Annotated in this window: 22 protein-coding genes; 10 read left to right on the top strand and 12 right to left on the bottom strand. The window is 66.7% G+C overall.

All coding sequences use genetic code 11. The features are described 5' to 3' along the window. Positions 1-12 precede the first annotated feature (12 nt). Positions 13-522, bottom strand: a complete 510-nt coding sequence (locus ACS5PN_RS08850) for a diguanylate cyclase domain-containing protein (RefSeq protein WP_439463547.1) — start codon at positions 520-522, stop codon at positions 13-15. 220 nt (positions 523-742) lie between these two features. On the opposite strand from ACS5PN_RS08850, the gene ACS5PN_RS08845 reads away from it, so the two are divergent. From ACS5PN_RS08845 to ACS5PN_RS08835, 3 genes are read left to right on the top strand one after another with little or no spacing between them, the layout of a single operon-like run. Next, entirely contained in the window at positions 743-1,297 is a 555-nt protein-coding gene (locus ACS5PN_RS08845; protein ID WP_439463546.1) for an ECF-type sigma factor, read from the top strand. 3 nt (positions 1,298-1,300) lie between these two features. Further along, positions 1,301-3,982, top strand: a complete 2,682-nt coding sequence (locus ACS5PN_RS08840; RefSeq protein WP_439463545.1) for a protein kinase domain-containing protein — start codon at positions 1,301-1,303, stop codon at positions 3,980-3,982. A 25-nt stretch (positions 3,983-4,007) separates the two neighbouring features. Continuing rightward, positions 4,008-4,445 carry a hypothetical protein gene (locus tag ACS5PN_RS08835; protein WP_439463544.1) on the top strand — a complete coding sequence of 146 codons (438 nt, stop codon included), beginning with the start codon at positions 4,008-4,010 and terminating at the stop codon, positions 4,443-4,445. A 24-nt stretch (positions 4,446-4,469) separates the two neighbouring features. On the opposite strand, the gene ACS5PN_RS08830 is transcribed toward ACS5PN_RS08835, so the two are convergent. Together ACS5PN_RS08830 and ACS5PN_RS08825 are read right to left on the bottom strand one after the other, a co-directional pair. Continuing rightward, positions 4,470-5,312 carry a hypothetical protein gene (locus ACS5PN_RS08830; RefSeq protein ID WP_439463543.1) on the bottom strand — a complete coding sequence of 281 codons (843 nt, stop codon included), beginning with the start codon at positions 5,310-5,312 and terminating at the stop codon, positions 4,470-4,472. A gap of 84 nt (positions 5,313-5,396) precedes the next feature. After that, on the bottom strand, positions 5,397-7,592 hold the full coding sequence (locus tag ACS5PN_RS08825) for a sodium-translocating pyrophosphatase (protein ID WP_439463542.1): 2,196 nt from the start codon (positions 7,590-7,592) through the stop codon (positions 5,397-5,399). Between the two features lie 161 nt (positions 7,593-7,753). Between ACS5PN_RS08825 and ppa the strand changes: the two genes are divergently transcribed. Continuing rightward, positions 7,754-8,284, top strand: coding sequence for an inorganic diphosphatase (gene ppa / locus ACS5PN_RS08820; protein ID WP_439463541.1), 531 nt, complete (start codon positions 7,754-7,756; stop codon positions 8,282-8,284). Between the two features lie 51 nt (positions 8,285-8,335). On the opposite strand, the gene ACS5PN_RS08815 is transcribed toward ppa, so the two are convergent. Beyond that, entirely contained in the window at positions 8,336-9,487 is a 1,152-nt protein-coding gene (locus ACS5PN_RS08815; RefSeq protein WP_439463540.1) for a GNAT family N-acetyltransferase, read from the bottom strand. A 54-nt stretch (positions 9,488-9,541) separates the two neighbouring features. Here ACS5PN_RS08815 and ACS5PN_RS08810 point away from each other — a divergent pair, with 54 nt between their 5' ends. Both ACS5PN_RS08810 and ACS5PN_RS08805 read left to right on the top strand, forming a co-directional pair. Further along, positions 9,542-11,545: an NAD(+) synthase gene (locus ACS5PN_RS08810; RefSeq protein ID WP_439463709.1), complete on the top strand. Its 2,004-nt coding sequence runs from the start codon at positions 9,542-9,544 to the stop codon at positions 11,543-11,545. A gap of 33 nt (positions 11,546-11,578) precedes the next feature. After that, positions 11,579-11,917, top strand: a complete 339-nt coding sequence (locus tag ACS5PN_RS08805) for a P-II family nitrogen regulator (RefSeq protein WP_268151514.1) — start codon at positions 11,579-11,581, stop codon at positions 11,915-11,917. Here the strand turns inward: ACS5PN_RS08805 and ACS5PN_RS08800 are convergent. From ACS5PN_RS08800 to ACS5PN_RS08770, 7 genes are all read right to left on the bottom strand, one after another. After that, positions 11,914-12,525, bottom strand: a complete 612-nt coding sequence (locus ACS5PN_RS08800) for a LysE family translocator (RefSeq protein ID WP_439463539.1) — start codon at positions 12,523-12,525, stop codon at positions 11,914-11,916. The genes ACS5PN_RS08805 and ACS5PN_RS08800 overlap by 4 nt on opposite strands. 62 nt (positions 12,526-12,587) lie before the next feature. Further along, complete coding sequence (locus tag ACS5PN_RS08795) at positions 12,588-13,373, bottom strand: AraC family transcriptional regulator (protein ID WP_439463538.1); 786 nt, start codon at positions 13,371-13,373, stop codon at positions 12,588-12,590. Between the two features lie 18 nt (positions 13,374-13,391). After that, positions 13,392-13,769: a diacylglycerol kinase gene (locus ACS5PN_RS08790; protein WP_439463537.1), complete on the bottom strand. Its 378-nt coding sequence runs from the start codon at positions 13,767-13,769 to the stop codon at positions 13,392-13,394. Then, the gene (locus ACS5PN_RS08785) at positions 13,766-14,260 is read right to left on the bottom strand and encodes an RDD family protein (RefSeq protein WP_439463536.1); all 495 of its coding nucleotides are present in this window, start codon (positions 14,258-14,260) and stop codon (positions 13,766-13,768) included. Before ACS5PN_RS08785 ends, ACS5PN_RS08790 begins: the two co-directional genes overlap by 4 nt. A 14-nt stretch (positions 14,261-14,274) precedes the next feature. Beyond that, entirely contained in the window at positions 14,275-14,919 is a 645-nt protein-coding gene (locus ACS5PN_RS08780) for a DUF3106 domain-containing protein (protein WP_439463535.1), read from the bottom strand. Positions 14,920-15,106: 187 nt separating this feature from the next. Continuing rightward, positions 15,107-15,580 (bottom strand): DUF3619 family protein, encoded by a 474-nt coding sequence (locus ACS5PN_RS08775; protein ID WP_439463534.1) that lies wholly within the window; start codon positions 15,578-15,580, stop codon positions 15,107-15,109. After that, entirely contained in the window at positions 15,577-16,143 is a 567-nt protein-coding gene (locus ACS5PN_RS08770) for an RNA polymerase sigma factor (protein WP_439463533.1), read from the bottom strand. Before ACS5PN_RS08770 ends, ACS5PN_RS08775 begins: the two co-directional genes overlap by 4 nt. A gap of 228 nt (positions 16,144-16,371) precedes the next feature. On the opposite strand from ACS5PN_RS08770, the gene ACS5PN_RS08765 reads away from it, so the two are divergent. The 3 genes from ACS5PN_RS08765 to ilvC all read left to right on the top strand — a co-directional run bounded on the left by ACS5PN_RS08765 (position 16,372) and on the right by ilvC (position 19,882). After that, on the top strand, positions 16,372-18,159 hold the full coding sequence (locus ACS5PN_RS08765) for an acetolactate synthase 3 catalytic subunit (protein ID WP_439463532.1): 1,788 nt from the start codon (positions 16,372-16,374) through the stop codon (positions 18,157-18,159). A 164-nt stretch (positions 18,160-18,323) separates the two neighbouring features. After that, complete coding sequence (gene ilvN, locus ACS5PN_RS08760; RefSeq protein WP_310261914.1) at positions 18,324-18,815, top strand: acetolactate synthase small subunit; 492 nt, start codon at positions 18,324-18,326, stop codon at positions 18,813-18,815. A 50-nt stretch (positions 18,816-18,865) separates the two neighbouring features. Further along, positions 18,866-19,882: a ketol-acid reductoisomerase gene (gene ilvC, locus ACS5PN_RS08755; protein WP_119045329.1), complete on the top strand. Its 1,017-nt coding sequence runs from the start codon at positions 18,866-18,868 to the stop codon at positions 19,880-19,882. Positions 19,883-19,930: 48 nt separating this feature from the next. Here the strand turns inward: ilvC and ACS5PN_RS08750 are convergent, their stop codons facing one another. Further along, entirely contained in the window at positions 19,931-20,266 is a 336-nt protein-coding gene (locus tag ACS5PN_RS08750; protein ID WP_439463531.1) for an NIPSNAP family protein, read from the bottom strand. Positions 20,267-20,338: 72 nt separating this feature from the next. Here ACS5PN_RS08750 and pssA point away from each other — a divergent pair, with 72 nt between their 5' ends. After that, the gene (gene pssA / locus ACS5PN_RS08745; protein ID WP_439463530.1) at positions 20,339-21,163 is read left to right on the top strand and encodes a CDP-diacylglycerol--serine O-phosphatidyltransferase; all 825 of its coding nucleotides are present in this window, start codon (positions 20,339-20,341) and stop codon (positions 21,161-21,163) included. Positions 21,164-21,222: the final 59 nt, after the last annotated feature.

The raw sequence follows: 21,222 nt of genomic DNA, 5'->3' as shown, positions 1-21,222 counted from the left end.
TGGGGGCGGCGCTCAGGCGCCGCCGGCTTCCGACAGATTCCCGCGCGCTGCCTCCGCCAGCTCGGCGCCATTGCGCCCCGCCTCCGGATACACCGCCGTGCCCAGGCGCACGCCGACCTGCGTCAGCCGCCCGTCGACGCCGTAGGAGCCTCGAAGTGCCTGGCGCAGCCGCTGTTCGACCAGCTCAGCCTCGTCGGCGCCGGCTGCCACCAGCAGCACCGCAAAGCATTGCTCGCCCATGTGCACGACCTCGTCGGCGCCGCGCACGCGGTTGCGCAGGCGCAGGCTGACGGTCTGGATCAGCTGATCGCGCTCCGCCGGCGCCAGGCTGGCGTCTGGCTTCATCTTCAACTCGACCTCCAGCCACAGCAGGGCGAGCTGCTCGCCCTTGCGGCGGCATTGGGCGAACTGGCGCGACACGCGCAGGCCGAACGCGGCGGCCGAGTCGGCCTGCGGCAACTGGGTGAAAGCGCCAGCGCGCTCGGAAGCGGGGAGATTGTTGACGAGCAGGGGCTGGGACATGGCATCCATGGGGTGGGAGGGCACGATGGGTTGAGGCGCGACGGCGGCGCGGCCCCGGCAGTGCCGGCTCCCTGGCCGGGCTGGGCCATCGCTCCTCATCCTTTAAAACGGTGGCTGTCCGCCAAACCCGACATCGAGCTGCAAAAAAATTGCTTCTGCCTGCTTGCCAGCTCGTAACCAAGCCCTGCGCCACCGTGACCAACCGTTAGAGTCACCGCCCGTGCAAGCCATCACCCAACTGCTGCAGGCCGCCCGTTCGGGCGACCGCGCCGCCGCCGACCAGGTGGTGGCGCAGCTCTATGTCGACCTGCAGCGCCTGGCGCGCCGGCATGTGCGCGACGCGGGTCATCTGACGCTGCTCGATACCACGGCCCTGGTCCACGAAGCCTGGCTGCGCGTGGCCGGCTCACAGGGGGCCGAGTTTCCGGACCGGCGCCACTTCCTGGCCTATGCCGCCCAGGCCATGCGCTCGGTCGTTGTCGACCTGGTGCGCGCCCGCCGCGCCGAGCGCCGCGGTGGCGGCGAAGCCCATCTGACGCTGGACACCGCCTTGGCCGACCAGTTGCCGCAGGCGGACGAGGATGTGCTGCGCGTGCACGAGGCCCTGGACGAGCTGGCCCAGGTCGAACCCCGCCTGGCCCAGGTCGTGGAGATGCGCTATTTCGCCGGCCTGCGCGAGCCCGAGATCGCCGAGGCCCTGGGCGTGACCGAGCGCACCGTGCAGCGTGACTGGCAGAAGGCGCGCCTCTTCCTGTCGATGAGCCTGGCAGCCTGAGTCATGGACAAGCAACGCTGGCTCTCGCTGAGCCCTCTGCTGGATGAGTTGCTGGACCTGCCGCTGGCGGCCCGCGAGCTGCGGCTGTCCCAACTGCAGATCGAAGACCCGGAGGCGGCCGATCAATTGGGACGCATGCTGGCGCGGGCCCGGGAACTGCAGAGCCAGGGATTCCTGAGCGAGCCCGTCGTTGCCCAGTGGCAGGAGGCGCTGGCTTCGGTGCCGGACGACATCCCGCCGCCCCCCGACCTGTCCGGCCAGTCCATCGGCCCCTATGTGCTGGAGCGCCAGCTGGGGCAGGGCGGCATGGGCACGGTCTGGCTGGCGCGGCGTGCCGATGGCCGGTTCGAAGGCCAGGTGGCGGTCAAGTTCCTGATGGCCGGCCTGTTCGGGCGCGGCGACGCGGGCCGCTTCGCGCGCGAGGGCGAGATCCTGGCGCGCTTGTCCCACCCGCATATCGCCCGGCTGCTGGATGCCGGCCTGCACCAGGGCCAGCAGCCCTATCTGGTGCTGGAGTATGTGGACGGCCAGCCCATCGACGTCTATTGCCGACAGCACCAGCTCGACATCGAGGCCCGGGTGCGCCTCTTCCTCGACGTGCTGGCCGCCGTGGCCCACGCGCATGCGCGGCTGATCCTGCATCGCGACCTCAAGCCCAGCAACATCCTCGTCACGCGCGACGGCGAGGTGAAGCTGCTGGACTTCGGCATCGCCAAGCTGCTGGCCGATGCGAGCCAGGCCCAGGAGGGTGCGGCCGCCACCGAGTTGACACAGCGCGCCGGCAGCGCCTTCACGCCCCAGTTCGCGGCGCCCGAACAGGTGCAGCAGGCCGACGTGACGACGGCCACCGACGTCTATGCGCTGGGCGTGCTGCTCTTCCTGCTGCTGGGAGGCAGCCACCCGACGGCCGACGACACCCAGACCCAGCTGGACCGGCTCAAGGCCGTTGTGGACCATGTGCCGAAGCGCTTGTCGGATGTGGCTGCGCGCCAGGATGACAGTTCTATCGCCAGCCAGTCGCGTCGCCTGCGCGGCGACCTCGACACCATCGTCGCCAAGGCCCTGAAGAAGTCGCCGACCGAGCGCTATGTCAACGCCCAGGCCCTGGCCGACGAGTTGCAGCGCTGGCTGGCCCATGAACCCATCCAGGCCCATCCGGACAGCCGGCTCTACGTGTTCAGCCGCTTCGTGCAGCGGCATCGCTGGGCCGTCGCCTTCAGCAGCCTCGCCGGTCTGGCCCTGGTCGGCCTGACGGTGTTCAGCACCTGGCAGGCTCACCGGGCTGCCGAAGCCGAGCGCGAAGCCCAGATCAAGCGCCAGGAGGCCGAGGAGACGCTGAGCTTCATGCTGGGTGAATTCGCCGACAAGCTGCGGCCGATCGGGCGCCTGGAGTTGCTGGACAGCATCGGCAGCAAAGCCCTGGGCCAGCTGGACCAGGGCGGGCGCTCCCCCGGCCCCATGGAGCGCCTGCAGCGCGCCAAGGCCCTGACCGTGATCGCCGAAGTGCGCGTGGCCAAGCGCGAACTGGACGGCGCGCTGGAGCCGCTCAAGCTCGCCAGCCAATTGCTCGATGCCGACCCACCCAGCCTTCAACTCAGGGATGACTGGCGCAAGGCCCAGGGCGCGGCGGCCTTCTGGACGGGCGAAGTGCACCACCAGCGCCGCGAACTGGAACTGGCCCAACGGGCCTGGGAGCAATACCTCGACTACGGGCGGCGCTGGCTGGCTGCTGCGCCGGATTCGATCGACGCGCTGGTGGAGTTGTCGTACGCCCAGAGCAGCCTGGGGGTCCTGCAATTGCGTCAGGGACGGCTGGACGCCGCTGACCATGCCTTGCGAGAGTCGCTGGCCCTGAAGGAGAGGGCCATGCAGGGGCGGCCCGATGACGCGGAACTGCAAAGCAACTGGGCCGACACCGCGAGCTGGTTGGGCACGACCTTGACGCGTGCGGGCCGGCTGCGCACGGCGCGCAGCCACTATGAATCGGCGCTGAGCGGCGTAACCCGGCTGCGCGAGCAGCGCCCACGTGACCTGGCCTGGCTGGCCAAGGAAGCCAGCATCCAGTTCTATCTTGCGCTGACGCAGCAGGAACTGGATGGCACGGGCAAGCCGCTGCTTGGGCAGGCTCGCGAAGCCGCGCAGACGCTGACCCGTGGCGACCCCGCCAACCTGGCGTGGGCGCTGCTGGCAATCAATATCGAGGCGGAGTGGCAGGCTCTGCATCTTTCCGATGCCCAGGAGCGGGCGCGCGCAGCGCAGCGTCTGCTGAGCCGCATCGAGACCTTGCGTCCCGGCAAGGCGCCGCCAGAGAGTTCGCTGTCGCGTCAGGTCAAGCTGCTGGAGGCGTCACGCGGTCTGGCTTGCCAGGCGGACGACTGTGTGTCGCCGGACCGTTTGCAGCAACGCCTGGACGCGGCACTGAAGCGCAGCCCCGGTGACCAGCAAATGCTGGCCACGGCCGTCCATCTCGCCCTGCTGCGTGCATCGACGGCGACTGCGAGTGACCGCCAGGCCGCCTGCACCCAGGCCTCCGCCCTGCTGTCTCAACGTGAGGGCTGGATGCAAATGAACGCCGACTTGACTCGACGCTGGCTGCAGGTGCAGGAGTGTCTGGATCCCGCGTCTTCCCAGCACGCCGATTGGCAAGCTGCGCGTGGCTGGCTTCAACAGCAGCTTGAACGCTGATTTCTCAACCCCAACAGGACCCCTCATGACGACCTATGTTTCCCCCTACCAAGTCACCGTCACCTCCACGGCGGGCGGGCTGGCTGCATGTACCTATGTGGACGGCAATGGCGTGACCGTGCCGCCCGGCGTCACCTTGACCACCCAGACGCCCGCCAATGCGGACGGCAGCCTCGAATTTGACTTCGGTGAGACGGTTGTGGGTGGCCAGAACCTGCGCCTGCTGGGTGCCGCGGTCAAGACCGTGGGCAACGACCCCACCATGCAGACCTACAACTACCTCTATGCGGTGCGCGAGCAGTCGGAGAAAGGGGATTGGGTCGACTACCTGACGGTGCCCTGGTCGCCCAATACCTACACCACGCGTGGTGTGGTGCTGCTGTTTGCCATTGTCGACAACAACGGCAATATGGTGGCCTTCGTCCCCAGCGCCGACCCGCAGACCCAGAACGATCCCGAATAAGGGAAGCCGGGGCCGGCCTGTGCTTCAGCCCAGCCCCAATCCTGTCATGCGCTGGTAGCGCTTGCGCAGGAAGTCCGCCGCCAGGCGGGCATCGGTGCCCACGCGCTCGCCGATGTAGAGCTCCTGGCGGCGCTCGCCGATCTGGGCGCGCAGCCGGTTGGCCATGATGTCCAGCGGCTTCATGCCGCCGGTCTCGGCGCGCTCGACCGCGATGCGCAGCTGGTGCATCTGCAGGTTGTGCAGCAGGGCGGTCTGCGCCTGCACGACGCGGATGCGGCCCTGCACCATGTGCTCGCACAGGCCCAGCCAGGCGCGCACGGCGTCCGCCGGGCCGCCGATGACTTTTTCCGGCGCCTCGCCGGCGGCCAGCAGCAGGGCTTCGAGCCTGGCGCGGTCGCTGTTGGCATAGGCTTCGTTGACGACCATCATGCGCTGCTCGCAGACCTCGCGCTCGGGGCCGGACGGCGCCAGGTCGGGGTGGAAACGCATGGCGGCGCGCCGGTACAGCGTCTTCAGGCTGGGCGGCGGTAGGTCCATGGTCGGGCCGGTGGGCTCTGTCGGCAGCGGCGTCGCGTCGGGCAAGGCCGGGATGTCGGGCCAGGCCTTGGTGCGCGGAATGGCCGACACCGGCGCGTCGACACCCTGGCGCTTCAAGGCCTCGGACAGCAGGGCGGTGGCCTGGTGGAGCTGGGTCTCGAGCTCGTCGAGCTCGCGCATCAAGGGGCCTAACGCCTCGAGGTAGCGCAGGCGAAAACCCAGCAGCTTGGCGCGGGCCCCATCATGGTCGGCCTCCAGCACGGCGAGGTAGCGCTGCAGATCCTGCAATTGCTCGCGTCGCCGCGTCAGTTCGTGCCTCGTGATCGCCATGCTTGCCATGAGCTGCGATTTTGCCGTGGCCAGACGTGGGAACGGCCCGCAAGCGGGCCGTTATTTACCGGGTTTACGCTGGATTTACTGTGACGCGGCCGAGGCTGGCATCTCTGCCATGCTCGCAGCCGGCGTCACGAGCGCCGGCGCAGGCTCGCTGGCCGCCATCGCGGCGACCGGAGCCGGCGTTGCTTCCGGGGCCTTGCTGCCCGCCGTCATCGGCAGCAGCGGCACGATGAGCAGGGCCACGATGTTGATGATCTTGATCAGCGGGTTGACGGCCGGGCCGGCGGTGTCCTTGTAGGGGTCGCCCACGGTGTCGCCGGTGACGGCGGCCTTGTGCGCTTCGCCGCCCTTCTTGTGCAGCACACCCGCAGCGTCGGTGAAGCCTTCTTCGATCAGCTTCTTGGCGTTGTCCCAGGCGCCGCCGCCGGTGCACATCGAGATGCCGACGAAGAGGCCGGTCACGATGGTGCCCATCAGCAGGCCGCCGAGGGCCGCGGGACCCAGCGTCAGGCCCACGATGATGGGCGCGGCCACGGGCAGCAGCGAAGGCACGACCATTTCCTTGATCGCGGCGGTGGTCAGCATGTCGACCGCGGCGCTGTAGTCGGGCTTGCGCTGGCCGGCCATGATGGCGCCGTCGGCGAACTGCTTGCGCACTTCGACGACGACAGCACCCGCGGCGCGCCCCACGGCTTCCATGGCCATGGCGCCGAACAGATAGGGGATCAGGCCGCCGATGAAGAGGCCCAGGATGACCTTGTGGTCGGACAGATCAAACGCGACATGCATGCCGCGCGCTTCCAGCGCGTGGGTGTAGTCGGCAAACAGCACCAGGGCTGCCAGGCCGGCCGAGCCGATGGCATAGCCCTTGGTGACGGCCTTGGTGGTGTTGCCGACGGCGTCCAGCGGGTCGGTGACGTCACGCACGGCAGCCGGCAGTTCGGCCATCTCGGCGATGCCGCCGGCGTTGTCGGTGATGGGGCCGTAGGCGTCCAGGGCCACGATGATGCCGGCCATGCTCAGCATGGACGTGGCGGCCACCGCGATGCCGTAGAGGCCCGCCATGGCGTAGGCCGAGTAGATGGCCGCGCAGACGAAGAGCACCGGCCAGGCGGTGGACTTCATGGACACGCCCAGGCCGGCGATGACGTTGGTGCCGTGGCCCGTGGTGGAGGCCTGTGCCACGTGCTGCACCGGGTGGTACTGGGTGCCGGTGTAGTACTCGGTGACCCAGACCATGGCCGCCGTCAGCACCAGGCCGACCGCGCAGGCGCCGAACAGGGCCATGGCGTTGGTCGTGCCGCCGGTGCTCAGCTCAATGTCGCCGGGGAACATCGCCTTGGTGACGAAGAAGAAGGCGATCAGGCTGAGAACGCCGGCCACGATCAGGCCCTTGTACAGGGCCGGCATCACGTTCTTCATGCCGGGGCTGGCCTTGACGAAGTAGCAGCCGATGATGGAGGCGATGATGGACACGCCGCCCAGGGCCAGCGGGTAGACCACGCCGGCCAGCGCGCTCGAGCCGGTGACCATCAGCGCGCCCAGCGCCATCGCGGCGATCAGCGTGACGGCATAGGTCTCGAACAGGTCGGCGGCCATGCCGGCGCAGTCGCCGACGTTGTCACCGACGTTGTCGGCGATGACGGCCGGGTTGCGCGGGTCGTCTTCCGGGATGCCGGCCTCGACCTTGCCCACCAGGTCGGCGCCGACGTCAGCGCCCTTGGTGAAGATGCCGCCGCCCAGGCGGGCGAAGATGGAGATCAGGGACGAGCCGAAGGCCAGACCCAGCATGGGCTTGAGCGCCGTGCTGTCATGCCCGCCGCCGATGGCCATGTAGAAGCCACCCACGCCCAGCAGACCCAGGCCCACGACCAGCATGCCGGTGATGGCGCCGCCCTTGAAGGCCACATCCAGCGCCGGGCCGATGCCCTTGGAGGCGGCCTGGGCGGTGCGCACATTGGCGCGCACCGAGATGTTCATGCCGATGAAGCCGCAGATGCCCGACAGCACCGCGCCGACGACGAAGCCGATGGCGGTCGTCGTGCCCAGGCCCGACACCGCGATCGCGATGGCCAGCACGACGCCGACCATGCCGATGGTGCGGTACTGCCGGCCCAGATAGGCCGCGGCCCCTTGCTGGATCGCCGCGGCGATCTCCTGCATGCGGGCATTGCCCGCATCCTGACTCAGGATCCAGCTTCTTTGGATGAAGCCATAAAGAACGGCCGCGAGGCCGCAAGCCAGCGCGAAATACAGCGCCATTTCCGTCGACATGTATGAGTCTCCTGTTTAGCGTGTCATCTGTGGCCGACGGCGGGGGTATGCCGGGGCTCGACGGCCGAGCTTAAGGTCCGGGTTTGACGGTCGGATTGCACGTTTACCAGTGCAGTACGGGAAACCTAGAATGCGGGTTTTCCTTAGCCAACAAAACGACCATGAGCCTGCACAACGTGACCCCCGGCGCCAAGGTGCCTGACGAGTTCAACGTCATCATCGAGATCCCGATGAATGCCGACCCGATCAAGTACGAGGTGGACAAGGAGAGCGGCGCGCTGTTCGTCGACCGCTTCCTGACAACGCCTATGTACTACCCGTGCAACTACGGGTACATCCCCAGGACGCTGGCGGACGATGGTGACCCGGTCGACGTGCTGGTCATCACCCCCTTCGCGCTTCAGCCTGGTGTAGTCGTGACCTGCCGCCCCCTGGGCGTGCTGATGATGGACGATGAAGCCGGCGGCGACGCCAAGCTGCTGGCCGTGCCGACCAGCAAGATCCTGCCGATGTACGACCACTGGCAGAAGATCGAGGACGTGAACCCGGCCCGCCTGGCTGCCATCCAGCACTTCTTCGAGCACTACAAGGACCTGGAGAAGGGCAAGTGGGTCAAGGTCAAGGGCTGGGAAGGCCCGGAGAAGGCCAAGTCCGAGATCACCGAAGGCATGGCGAACTACGCCAAGGCCTGATCCGGTTTTTCGCCCTACTCAAGACGCCGCATCTGCGGCGTTTTGTTTTTTTTACGAGCCCGCTTTCGCGGTCTTGAAGGGGGCGTGCTCGCCCAGCTCGTCGATATAGCCCGACATGGCCTCGCCCTCACGAGCCAGGAAGTCGTTCACGGCGTCTGCGAATGAGGGGTGGGCCAGCCAATGGCTGGAGGCCGTCGGCGTCGGCATCAGACCGCGGGCCATCTTGTGTTCGCCCTGGGCGCCGCCCTCGAAGCGCTGGTAGCCGTTGGCGATGCACCAGGCCAGCGGCTGGTAGTAGCAGGCGTCGAAATGCAGGTTGGGGATGTGCTCGACGGCGCCCCAGTAGCGGCCGAAGGCGGCGCGGCGCTCGGGGTCCAGGGCGACCAGCGAGGTGGCGACGCGTTCGCCGCCACGGCGGGCGGTGAACATCACCCAGTTGTCGGGCATGTCGCTGGCCATGCGGGCAAAGAAGTCGCGGCTCAGATAGGGCTTGCTGTGGTGCTCGCGATAGGTCTGCTGGTAGCAGCGGTAGAAGAAGTCCCAGTCTTCGGTCGTGATGTCGGCACCGGTGCGAGCTTCGAAGACGACGCCGGACTCGCGCACGCGGCGCTGCTCCTGCTGGATCTTCTTGCGCTTGTCGCGCTGCAGCCGGGCGAGGAAACCGGCGAAGTCGGCGTCGCCCTCGGCCGTCCAGTGGAATTGCACGCCGGCACGCGCCGTGCAGCCCGCCGCCGCCAGCGCGGCCTGGTCGGCCTCGTCGCCGAACAGCACGTGCAGGGACGAGGCTTCGGTCTCCTTGGCCAGGGCCCGCAGCGCCTGGGCGAGCAGCGCCCTGGCTTCGTCGTTGACCGCCAGCAGCCGGCTGCCCGGCACCGGCGTGAAGGGCACGGCCACCAGCAGCTTGGGGTAATAGCTCAGGCCATGGCGGTGGTAGGCGTCGGCCCAGGCCCAGTCGAAGACATATTCGCCATAGCTGTGCGTCTTCAGATAGGCCGGGCAGGCGGCGATCAGTTGATCGTCGTCCCAGACGCCCAGAAAGCTGGGCGCCCAGCCGGTCTTGGCCACTGCTGAGCCCGAGTCGTGCAGGGCCTGCAGATATTCATGGCGCATGAAAGGCGTGGGCCGTGGCGACGCGGCGAGCAGGCGATTCCAGGCGTCGGCGGGTAAGTCTGCGGGCGAATCGTGGACGCGGAGGGTGGGCATGGCGGCCTATTGGAATGCAGCCGCGGAACGCCGCACTAGACTGGGGTTTTGCTGATGCCGCCCATGCGTTTCGACAACCTCTACAGCCATAACTTTGCCCGCGTCGCCGTGGGTGTGCCCCAGTGTCGCGTGGCCGATCCCGCCTTCAACGCCGGGCAGACGATTGCCCTGCTCAGACAGGCGGCGACCGAGGGCGTGGCCGTCATCGCCTTTCCCGAGCTGGGCCTGTCGGCCTACAGCTGCGACGATCTCTTCCACCAGCGGGCCCTGCTGGATGGCTGCGAGGCGGCGCTGGCCGAGGTGCTGGCGGCTACTGCGGAGCTGCCACCGGTAGCCATCGTCGGCATGCCGTTGCGTGTCGAGCATCGGCTTCTCAACTGCGCCGTCGTGCTGCTGCGCGGCCGCATCCTCGGCGTTGTGCCCAAGACCTTCCTGCCCAATTACGGCGAGTTCTACGAGGCGCGCCAGTTCTGCTCGGGCGAGGAGGCGACGGTCGACACCGTGATGTTGCTGGGCCAACGCGTGCCCTTTGGCAGCCGGCAGATCTTCGCCGCCGACGACCTGCCGCTGCTGCGGCTGCACGTGGAGATCTGCGAAGACGTGTGGACACCCATCCCGCCGTCCTCCTTCGCTGCCCTCGCTGGCGCCACCGTGCTCGTCAATCTGTCGGCATCCAATGTCGTCATCGGCAAGGCCGCCTACCGGCGACAGCTCGTGTCGCAGCAGTCGGCGCGCTGCCTGGCGGCCTATGTTTACTCGTCGGCAGGTGCCGGTGAGTCGACCACCGATCTGGCCTGGGACGGCCAGGCCCTGGTCTGCGAGAACGGCGAGCTGCTCGTCGAGTCCGAGCGCTTCCTGCGCGGTTCGCAGCTCGTGACGGCGGACGTGGACCTGGAGCGACTGGCTCGCGAGCGCATGCGGCAGACGAGCTTTGGCGATTCGGTGCGCCTGCATGCGGCGGCGGTTGCTGCATTCCGGCAGGTCTCGTTCAAGCTCGACTTGGATCGCGACCAGCCGCTGGCCTTGCGGCGCCGCGTCGAGCGCTATCCGTATGTGCCCGCGGACCCCAGCCGTCGCGACGAGCGCTGCCAGGAGGTCTACAACATCCAGGTGCAGGGCCTGACCCAGCGCCTGGCCTCGAGCGGCATCAAGAAGCTGGTCGTTGGCATCTCGGGCGGGCTGGATTCCACGCATGCGCTGCTCGTCGCTGCGCGCGCCATGGACGCGCTGGGCCTGCCGCGTACCCACATCATCGGCGTGACCATGCCGGGCTTCGCCACCGGCGAGCGCACCCTTGAGCAAGCGCGTCGCTTGATGGTGGCCGTGGGCTGCGAGGCGCGCGAGATCGACATCCGGCCCAGCTGCACACAGATGCTGCAGGACATCGGTCATCCCCACAGCGAGGCCGTGCCGGTCTACGACGTCACCTTCGAGAACGTGCAGGCCGGCGAGCGCACCAGCCATCTCTTCCGCCTGGCCAACCTGAGCGGCGGCCTGGTGCTGGGCACGGGCGATTTGTCTGAACTGGCCCTGGGCTGGTGCACCTATGGCGTGGGCGACCACATGTCGCACTACAACGTCAATGCCAGCGTGCCCAAGACGCTGATCCAGCACCTGGTGCGTTGGGTGGCCGAGACCGGCCAGCTCGGTGCCGGCACCGACACCCAGGTGCTGCTGGACATCCTCGGCACCGAGATCAGCCCCGAGTTGGTGCCAGGCGGCCTGCAGAGCACGGAAGCGACGGTGGGTGCCTATGCGCTGCAGGATTTCAACCTGTTCTACACGCTGCGCCATGGCTACGCGCCGACCAAGATCGCCTTCCTGGCGCGTCATGCGTGGAGTGAGGTCTACGCGCTGGCCGAAATCAAGCGCGTGCTGCGCATCTTCGTGCAGCGCTTTTTCAAGGGCAGCCAGTTCAAGCGCAGCTGCGTGCCCAATGCGCCCAAGGTGGGCAGCGGCGGCTCGCTGTCGCCGCGTGGCGACTGGCGGGCGCCGAGCGATTCCGAAGCTGTTGTCTGGCTCGCCGACGTGGACCGGATCCCGGATGAACGTGCTTAAATCGACGACAGACGAAATCAGGAGCCTCGCCCCATGAAGCAGATCACCGCCATCATCAAACCCTTCAAGCTCGACGAGGTCCGCGAGGCGCTGGCTGAGGTGGGTGCCTCGGGTCTGACGGTCACCGAGGTCAAGGGCTTTGGCCGCCAGAAGGGCCACACCGAGCTCTACCGCGGCGCCGAGTACGTCGTCGACTTCCTGCCCAAGGTCAAGGTCGAGGTGGTCGTGAAGGACGACGAGGTGGACCGCTGCATCGACGCCATCCTGAAGGCCGCCAAGACCGGCAAGATCGGCGACGGCAAGATCTTCGTCGTGCCCGTCGAGCAGGTCATCCGCATCCGCACCGGCGAGACGGACGAAGCCGCTGTTTAGCGCTGCGTCAGCGCCAGCTTGGCGCCCAGTGCCACGAAGGTGGCCGCGAAGCTGCGCCTGAGCCAAGCCATGGCCGTCGGGCTACCGAGCACATGCTCACGCATGCGTGCCGCGAAGGCCCCATAGACGGCAAACACCGCGAAGGTCATGGCCATGAAGATGGCCGAGAGCTGCAGCATGGCCAGCGTCGGCGCCGCTTCATCCTTGGCGATGAACTGCGGCAAGAAAGCCAGGAAGAACATCGACAGCTTGGGGTTGAGCAGGTTCACCAGCACGGCGTGCCGGATGACCTGCCAGCTCGAGCGTTCGACGCCATCGGCTTCTATCGTCATGACACCGCGCTCACGCCAGGTCATCCAGGCGAGGTAGAGCAGGTAGGCGACGCCGGCGAACTTCACCGTCTCGAAGGCCAGGGCGCTGGCATGCAGCAGGGCTGCCAGACCGGTCACCGCCGCCAGCATGTGCGGCACGATGCCGAGGGTGCAGCCGAAGGCGGCGATGGCCGCGGTGCGCGCGCCACGCGACAGGCCGGTGGCGATGGTGATCGCTGCCCCCGTGCCTGGCGAGGCGACGACGAGCAGCGAGACGGTCAGGAATTCGAGGTTCATGCAGGCGCTCCTTGGATGGGCGCATGCTGCGGTGCCGGCTGGGCGCCGTCTTGAACGAAATTTCAGCGCTGGACGAACGAGCCGGGTGTCAGGCCGAAGCTGCGCACGAAGCAGCGTGTCATGTGGCTCTGGTCTGCGAAACCGCTGGCGGCGGCCACATCGGCGAGCGCCATGCCCTCCCGCACCAGCCCACGGGCATGCTGAACGCGGCGTTGCAGCAGATAGGCGTGGGGCGGCAGGCCAGTGAGGCGGGTGAAGGCGCGCAGGAACTGATAGCGGCTCAAGCCGGCATCTGCAGCCAGGGCCTGCAGCGTTGGGGTGAGGTCCGGCGCGTCGTCCATGCGCTCCCGCGCCGCCGTGACGCCGGCGACGAGGGCAGGGCGCTCTTGCGGCACGGGTTTCAGCAGGCGCGCGACCAGAGAGAGCAAGGCGGCATCGGATCGCAAGGCTCCTGCAGTCGTTGCGGCGTCGAAGAGCTCGCGAAAGCGAGCCGTCAGCACAGCGTCGCGGATGACGGGCGCGGTGAATTCGAAGGCCGTGCCGGGCGCAATGTCGTCTGAGGCTTCGAGCAGTTGGGGTGGCGCGATATAGAGCATGCGCCAGCGCCGGCCGCTGTTGTCGAAGGGCTTGCCGTCATGCACCTCGCCGGGGTTGACGGTGATCATGTCGCCGGCGCAGGCCTGCACGACGCCGCGTCCGCTGGCCGACTTCTGCGCGCCGCGCTCGATGAGGCCGATGCCGAATTCATCATGGGTATGCCGGCCGAAGGCGTGGGCCGAATCGGCCACCACGACCTCGACGCCGGCCATGCCGGAGCGCAGCAGCTGGAAGCCTCGGGCCGAAGTCATGGCCCGAGTGTCACACTGTCAACGCAGGTATTGCCAGATGGCCGATCCCCAGATGCCGGCGGCCAGCACCAAAGCCATCAGCACCGCGGCGCTGGCGATGTCCTTGGCGCGCTTGGACAGCTCATGCCGTTCGAAGGACACGCGGTCCACGACGGCTTCGATGGCCGAGTTCAGCAGCTCGACGATGAGGATGAGCAGCAGCGAGCCCAGCAGCAGAGCGGCCTGTTCCCAGGTCTTGGCCAGCCAGAAGGCCAGCGGCGCGGCGATGACGCAGAGCCAGGTCTCCTGGCGGAAGGCGCTTTCGCCGGTGTAGGCGGCCTTCAAGCCAGCCCAGGAATAGCCGGCGGCGTGGATGACGCGATCGAAGCCGGTGCGGCCTTTGTGGGGGTTGCTCATGAACGCTGCGGGAGCTGGGTGATGATGCGCGAGCCGGCGATCGTATCGTGCAGAAATTGTCGTTGTGGGTGCAGACGGGCGATCAGCAGATAGGCAGCGATGCCGGCAATCAGGCTGCCGACGATGGCGCCACCGCCATGCAGGCCCAGGGCCCAGACGCTGACCAGGGCGGGCAGGAACCACAGCCAGCTCAGCAGATAGCGCAGCGCTGCTCGACCCCAGCCCAGGGGATGGCCTGCCGAGTCGACGACACGCAGATGCCAGGTCTTCATGGCCAGTGTCTGGCCGGTGTGGGTCCAGAAGCCGATGAAATACAGGGCCAGCACGAGGAGCAGCACGATGCCGAGGCCGGTGCGGCCCTCGAGCGCATGCTGTTGGCGCGTCAGCACCGAATAGAGGAAGCCGGTGAAGAAGACGACGCCGAACAGCAGCACGCCTTCATAGAGGAAGGCCGCAAACCGCCTCGCCAGGCCCGCGGGCGCGGCGTTCAAGTCCGCTGCCGCCATCATGTGCGTGGGGCGGATGCGGGCTGCGCTCTCAACGACTTGGGCAGCAGGGTCTTGGGGTCGACCAGGGCGGGGTCTGCCACGACCTTGGTCTCCCCCGCGGCGTGATGGGCGGGCAAGACGAATCCGCGCGTGATCAGCACGGTCGTGGCGCCGGGCTTGGCCTGGATCAGGCTGCCGGCGACGGGCGTGGGTGTGAGGAGCTTGGGTGCGGCGGGCACGATATTGGATTTCGGCGCTGCTTCCAGGGTCTTGGGCACCGACCCGGCCGCCTTGGTCTGCGCCTGGCGGCGGGCCACCGCCTTGTCGGCGAGTTCCTGGCGCTTTTCCGGCGGCAAGGCCTGGTAAGCCTCCCACTTGGCCTGGCGTTGCTCGGCATCCACCTGCTTGGCGACCTGGAAGCCGATGCGCGCATCCACCCGTTCGCCAGGCTTCAGATGGGCCCAGTCGCGCATGCGCTCATGCAGGCGTGCAAGTTCGGGGGCGGGCAGCGCGGCCAGGCGAGGAGTTGCGTTCAGCCATTTGCTGCGCTGGTTGGGGCCGAGGGTGTCCCAATCCTTCGCCAGAGGTGCCAGCAAGTCGCGCTGGGCGGGCGTCAGTGCCTGCCAGGTCGGCGCAGAGGCCAGGGCGGAGACGGGAGGCAAGACTGGCGCAGCCGGCCGCACAGCCTGGGGCGGTGCGGCGGGTGCAGTGACCGCCGTGGCTTCAGGTGCCGAAGCCGCCTCGGGGCCCTGCGCAAAAGCAGAAAACCCCGCTGCAGCGAGCAGCAGGGCCATCAGTGGGCGAAGAGAGGTGGAACCTGTTCGCGCGACTCGACTCATGGGCATCCGGTCATTCTTGACCATCTCTCAGGAATTCAGCGAAGCCGGGATCGCTGAAGGCGGAGGGCGGCAGGTTGTCGCTAAGAAGCGCGGTGTCGACTTCACCTGCAGCGACGATCTGTTCGTGGATCTGGCTCTGTTGCATCAGCAGCAGGCCGGCGAGCAGGGCCAGCAGGGGCAGGGCGGAGACCAGTTTGGCCCACAGGCCGTTGTCGCCACTTGCACCGCGGGGGCCGCCGCTCAGGGCGAGCGTCGAACCCATCTGCACCACGCCGGGGCTTGCGGTGCTCACCGAGGTGCGTGCGGCGCGGGCCTGGGCGGCGCGGGCCATGGCCTGTTCGCGGGCGAAGCGCAGGCGCTCGGACACGTCGTGCGGCAGGGCGGCACTGCGCTCGGTCAGGCCGGCAGCGACGCGCAGGCCGAAACGTGTAACGCGAGCGTCCAGGTCAGCAGGGAGGGCGGAAAAATTTTGCGGCGACTTCATAGCGTGATCCCCTTGGCCTTGAGCGACTTCGCCAGCGCATGGACGGCACGGGAACAGTGAGTTTTGACACTGCCTTCCGAGCAACCCATCACAGACGCGGTCTCTGCAACATCCAGTTCCTCCCAGTAACGCAGCAGGAAGGCTTCGCGTTGACGCGTCGGCAGCTGCTGAACTTCTGCATCGATGGACTGCAAGATTTGCGCCCGGCTGACTTCGTCGGCCGCGCTGAGGGCACCCATGGCGCCATCCTGCGTTTCCAGGATTTCAAGCAGATCGAAGTCGCCGTCGGCGTCGGCGCCCTCGAAGTCAGACATATTCGTCATGACCGCCTTGCGCACCTTCTGGCGACGGAAGTAATCCATCGTCGCGTTGGACAGGATGCGCTGGAAGAGCAGGGGCAGTTCGGCCGCGGGGCGGTCGAAATAGTTCTCGGCCAACTTGATCATGGCGTCCTGCACGATGTCCAGGGCGGCATCGTCGTCACGAACCAGATAGGCCGTGCGCTTGAAGGCGCGACGGTCCACGGTGCGCAGGAAATCGTTGAGTTCTTTGTCGGTGGCCAAGGCTGGAGCGGGTCCGGACAGCAGCGCGGATTATGGCATTCGTCTGATACGAAGGCTCACACGATTTTGCTCGGCATAATGCTGCTTCGCACAAAGAGTAAAGCTCTCACCGTGGCCGCCCGACTGGGGCCCCACCGGTTGATCGCGCAGGTTCCGAATCCGCCTCACGAGGGCGAGAGGAGGGGCACCAATGGTTTTTCGTTAGAGAAATTCACAGAGGTTCGAAAAATGGACATGTCTGCCGCGGATATCAAGCGCGCCGCTCTGGCGCAGCCGAATTCCCAATCCCCCAATTCCTCCACCGCGGAGCTCAATGGCTCCGAGATCCTCGTTCGCTGCCTGCAGGCCGAAGGGGTGCGCCATCTCTGGGGTTACCCCGGCGGCGCGGTGCTCTACATCTACGACGCCCTGTACAAGCAGGACAGCATCCAGCACGTGCTGGTGCGCCATGAGCAGGCCGCCGTCCATGCCGCCGACGGCTTTGCCCGTGCGAGCGGCGAGGTCGGAGTGGCGCTGGTCACTTCGGGCCCGGGTGTGACGAATGCCGTGACCGGTATCGCCACCGCCTACATGGACTCGATCCCGATGGTCATCATCACGGGTCAGGTCCCGACGCCTGCCATTGGCCTGGACGCCTTCCAGGAATGCGACACCGTCGGCATCACCCGTCCCATCGTCAAGCACAACTTCCTGGTGAAGGACGTGCGCGACCTGGCGCTGACGCTCAAAAAAGCCTTCCACATCGCCCGCACCGGCCGCCCCGGCCCGGTCGTGGTGGACATCCCCAAGGATGTGTCGCTGGCCAAGACGGCCTTCAGCTATCCGGACCGCATCGAGATGCGCTCCTACAACCCGGTGAAGAAGGGCCACAGCGGCCAGATCCGCAAGGCCGTGCAGCTGCTGCTGCAGGCCAAGCGCCCCTACATCTACACGGGCGGCGGCGTCATCCTGGGTGAAGCGACGGCCGAACTGCGCCAGCTGGTCGACATGCTGGGCTTCCCCTGCACCAACACGCTGATGGGCCTGGGCGCCATGCCTGGCACCGACCCGCGCTTCCTGGGCATGCTGGGCATGCACGGCACCTATGAAGCCAACATGACCATGCAACACTGCGACGTGCTGCTGGCCGTGGGCGCGCGCTTCGACGACCGCGTCATCGGCAACCCCAAGCATTTCGGCTCGGTCGAGCGCAAGATCATCCATGTGGACATCGACCCTTCGTCGATCTCCAAGCGCGTGCGCGTCGACATCCCCATCGTGGGCGATGTGAAGGATGTGCTGCAGGAACTGATCGCCCAGCTGAAGGAAGCCCAGGCCAAGCCGGACGCGACGGCCGTCAACGCCTGGTGGAGCCAGATCAACGAATGGCGTGGCCGCGACTGCCTGGCCTTCAAGGGCTCGGACGAGGTCATCAAGCCTCAGATGGTGGTCGACAAGCTCTGGCAGCTGACCCGCGACCGTGACACCTACATCACGTCGGACGTCGGCCAGCACCAGATGTGGGCCGCGCAGTACTACAAGTTTGACGAGCCGCGCCGCTGGATCAACTCCGGTGGCCTGGGCACCATGGGCGTGGGTCTGCCTTATGCCATGGGCATCAAGCTGGCCAAGCCGGAGTCGGATGTGTTCTGCATCACCGGCGAAGGCAGCATCCAGATGTGCATCCAAGAGCTGTCGACCTGCTTCCAGTACCGCACGCCGGTCAAGATCGTCTCGCTGAACAACCGCTATCTCGGCATGGTGCGCCAGTGGCAGCAGCTCGACTATGAAGGCCGCTACTCGCACAGCTACATGGACGCGCTGCCCGACTTCGTGAAGCTGGCCGAGGCCTATGGCCACGTCGGCATCCTGGTCGAGAAGCCCAGCGACGTCGAGCCGGCGCTGAAGGAAGCGATGCGCCTGAAGGACCGCACGGTCTTTCTCGACATCCGTACCGATCCGACCGAGAACGTCTGGCCCATGGTCAAGGCGGGCAAGGGTATTTCGGAAATGCTGCTGGGCTCGGAAGACCTGTGATCGGCTGAAGCCGCGGGTTTTGGCGAGGGTTACCGTCCTCGTTGAGACCGGCGGCGGACGCAGAGAACGGCCGAGACGGCAGTCCTTTTTAACGATTCGAACCCGCAGCCAAGGTCCGTCGGTTACCGCCGTCGGCACTGAAGAGCGCGAAGGACGACATCCCCATGAAACACATCATTGCTTTGCTCATCGAGAACGAGCCGGGCGCGCTGTCGCGCGTCGTGGCGCTGTTCTCGGCCCGTGGCTACAACATCGAGAGCCTGACCGTCGCGCCGACGGAAGACCCGTCGCTGTCGCGCATGACCATCGTGACCACGGGATCCGATGAAGTCATCGAGCAGATCACCAAGCATCTGAACCGCCTCATCGAGGTCGTCAAGGTCGTCGACCTGACCGAGGGCAACTACACCGAGCGCGAGCTGATGCTCATCAAGGTTCGCGCCGTCGGCAAGGAGCGCGAGGAGATCAAGCGCACCGCCGACATCTTCCGTGGCCGCGTCATCGACGTCACCGAGAAGACCTACACCATCGAGCTGACCGGCGACGCGAGCAAGCTCGACGCCTTCATCGACGCGATCGACCGCGCGTCCATCCTCGAAACCGTACGGACGGGTGCCAGCGGCATCGGCCGCGGCGAGCGCATCCTGCGCGTCTGATCCGTCTTCACCCCCACACATTCACAGTTTTTTTCCTGGAGCGACCCATCATGAACGTCTACTACGACAAGGACGCCGATCTCAGCCTCATCAAGGGCAAGAACGTCACCATCATCGGCTACGGCTCACAAGGCCACGCCCACGCGCAGAACCTGAACGACAGCGGCTGCAAGGTCACCGTCGCCCTGCGTCGCGGCGGCGCGTCCTGGTCCAAGGCCGAAGGCGCTGGCCTCAAGGTCGCCGAGATCGCCGAAGCCGTGAAGGCCGCCGACGTGGTCATGATCCTGCTGCCCGACGAGCAGATTGCCGACGTCTACAAGAAGGAAGTCGAGCCCAACATCAAGCAGGGCGCGTCGCTGGCCTTCGCCCACGGCTTCAACGTCCATTACGGCCAGGTCCAGCCGCGCGAAGACCTGGACGTCTGGATGGTCGCTCCCAAGGCCCCCGGCCACACGGTGCGCAACACCTACCGCCAAGGCGGCGGTGTGCCCCATCTGATCGCCATCTATGCCGACAAGACCGGCAAGGCGCGTGACCTGGCGCTGAGCTATGCCGCGGCCAATGGCGGCGGCAAGGCCGGCATCATCCAGACCTCGTTCCGCGAAGAGACCGAGACCGACCTGTTCGGCGAGCAGGCCGTGCTGTGCGGCGGTGCTGTCGAGCTGATCAAGGCGGGCTTCGAGACGCTGACGGAAGCCGGCTACGCCCCCGAGATGGCCTACTTCGAGTGCCTGCACGAGCTCAAGCTCATCGTGGACCTGATCTACGAAGGCGGCATCGCCAACATGAACTACTCGATCTCGAACAACGCCGAGTACGGCGAGTACGTGACCGGTCCGCGCGTCGTCACCGAAGACACCAAGAACGCCATGCGTCAGTGCCTGAAGGACATCCAGACCGGCGAATACGCCAAGTCCTTCATCCTTGAGAACAAGGCCGGCGCCCCGACGCTGATCAGCCGTCGCCGCCTGACCGCCGAGCACCCCATCGAGCAGGTCGGCGAGAAGCTGCGCGAAATGATGCCCTGGATCAAGGCCAACAAGCTGGTCGACAAGGCCAAGAACTGAGCACCTGGTGCTTGCACACAAAGGCCGGCGCATGCCGGCCTTTTTTATTCAGGGCTGGTGGTTGGCGCGCAGCGCCTCAACGGCATCCTTGGGCAGCCAGAGCAGGGTGTTCAGATAGGTGTCCAGGCAGTCGACCAAGGCCTGCCGTGGGCCCTGGCGCCAGACCTCCGAGCCGTAGAAGGCGTCCTGCTGGGCGACCAGTTGCTCGCGGCTGTCGAAAGCGCGGATCAGGAAGAAGCTCTCTTCCTCGTGGTCGGAGCGGCCGAAGGCGACGACATCCATGCCGCTGGCGCGCACCAGGGGCAGGGCCGCGCGCACGGCGGCGACGAAGCGTTCGGCGCTGTCGGGCTTGAGGCGGTAGGTGCGGACTTCGATGAGTTTCATGGCGGTCTCCTGTCGTTTTCGTGAATGCTAGGAGCGTCTTTTGCCGGGACCTGTCAGCTATCCTGCCGGCCTATGACCCCTGACCCCATCGAGGACGACGAGCCCAGCGTCGCCGTCCGTCCCCGGCGCAAAGGCATCTACGCCCTGCCCAACGCGATCACGCTGAGCGCGCTGTTCAGCGCTTTCTACGCCATCGTCATGGCCATCAACGGCCGTTTCGAAGTGGCCTGCGTCGCTATCTTCGCCGCCGCCATCCTCGACAGCCTGGATGGCCGCGTTGCGCGCATGACCAACACCCAATCGGCCTTCGGCGAGCAGATGGACAGCCTGTCCGACATGGTCGCCTTTGGCGCCGCGCCGGCCCTCATCATCTATATGTGGGCCTTGAAGGACATGGGCAAGCCGGGTTGGATCCCGGCCTTCGTCTACATCGCCGGTGCGGCGCTGCGGCTGGCGCGCTTCAACGTCAACATCGGCGTCGTCGACAAGCGCTTCTTCCAAGGGCTGCCCAGTCCCGCGGCAGCCGCCATCGTAATGGGCCTGATCTGGTGCGCGATCGACGCGCCCTGGTACTCCGGTGTGGGCAACATGCCCTGGCTGCGCTGGGTCGCGTTTGGCGTGACCCTGTTCGCCGGGCTTTCGATGGTCACGAATGCGCCCTTCTACAGCTTCAAAGTCTTCGACCGCCGGCGCAGCGTTCCCTTCATCGTGCTGGTGGCCATCATGCTCGGCATCGGCCTCATCGCCCTCGATCCGCCCACAGTGTTGTTCGTGATCTTCTGTGTGTATGGGCTGTCCGGCTATGTCATCTACGGCTGGCGCAAGGCCAAGGGAAAACAGGTCAGCGTCATCTCCACCAGCACCGACGAGCCCGATGAACGTGGCTTGCATCAATAAGCTTTCGTGCTAGATTCCCGACCCATGAGCTGCGCCGCGCGAATTAGCCTGCTACTAGC

Source organism: Roseateles sp. NT4, from assembly GCF_051857475.1.
In the GTDB taxonomy this organism is placed as follows: domain Bacteria; phylum Pseudomonadota; class Gammaproteobacteria; order Burkholderiales; family Burkholderiaceae_C; genus Pelomonas.
This window is presented reverse-complemented; position numbering and strand designations above follow the sequence as displayed.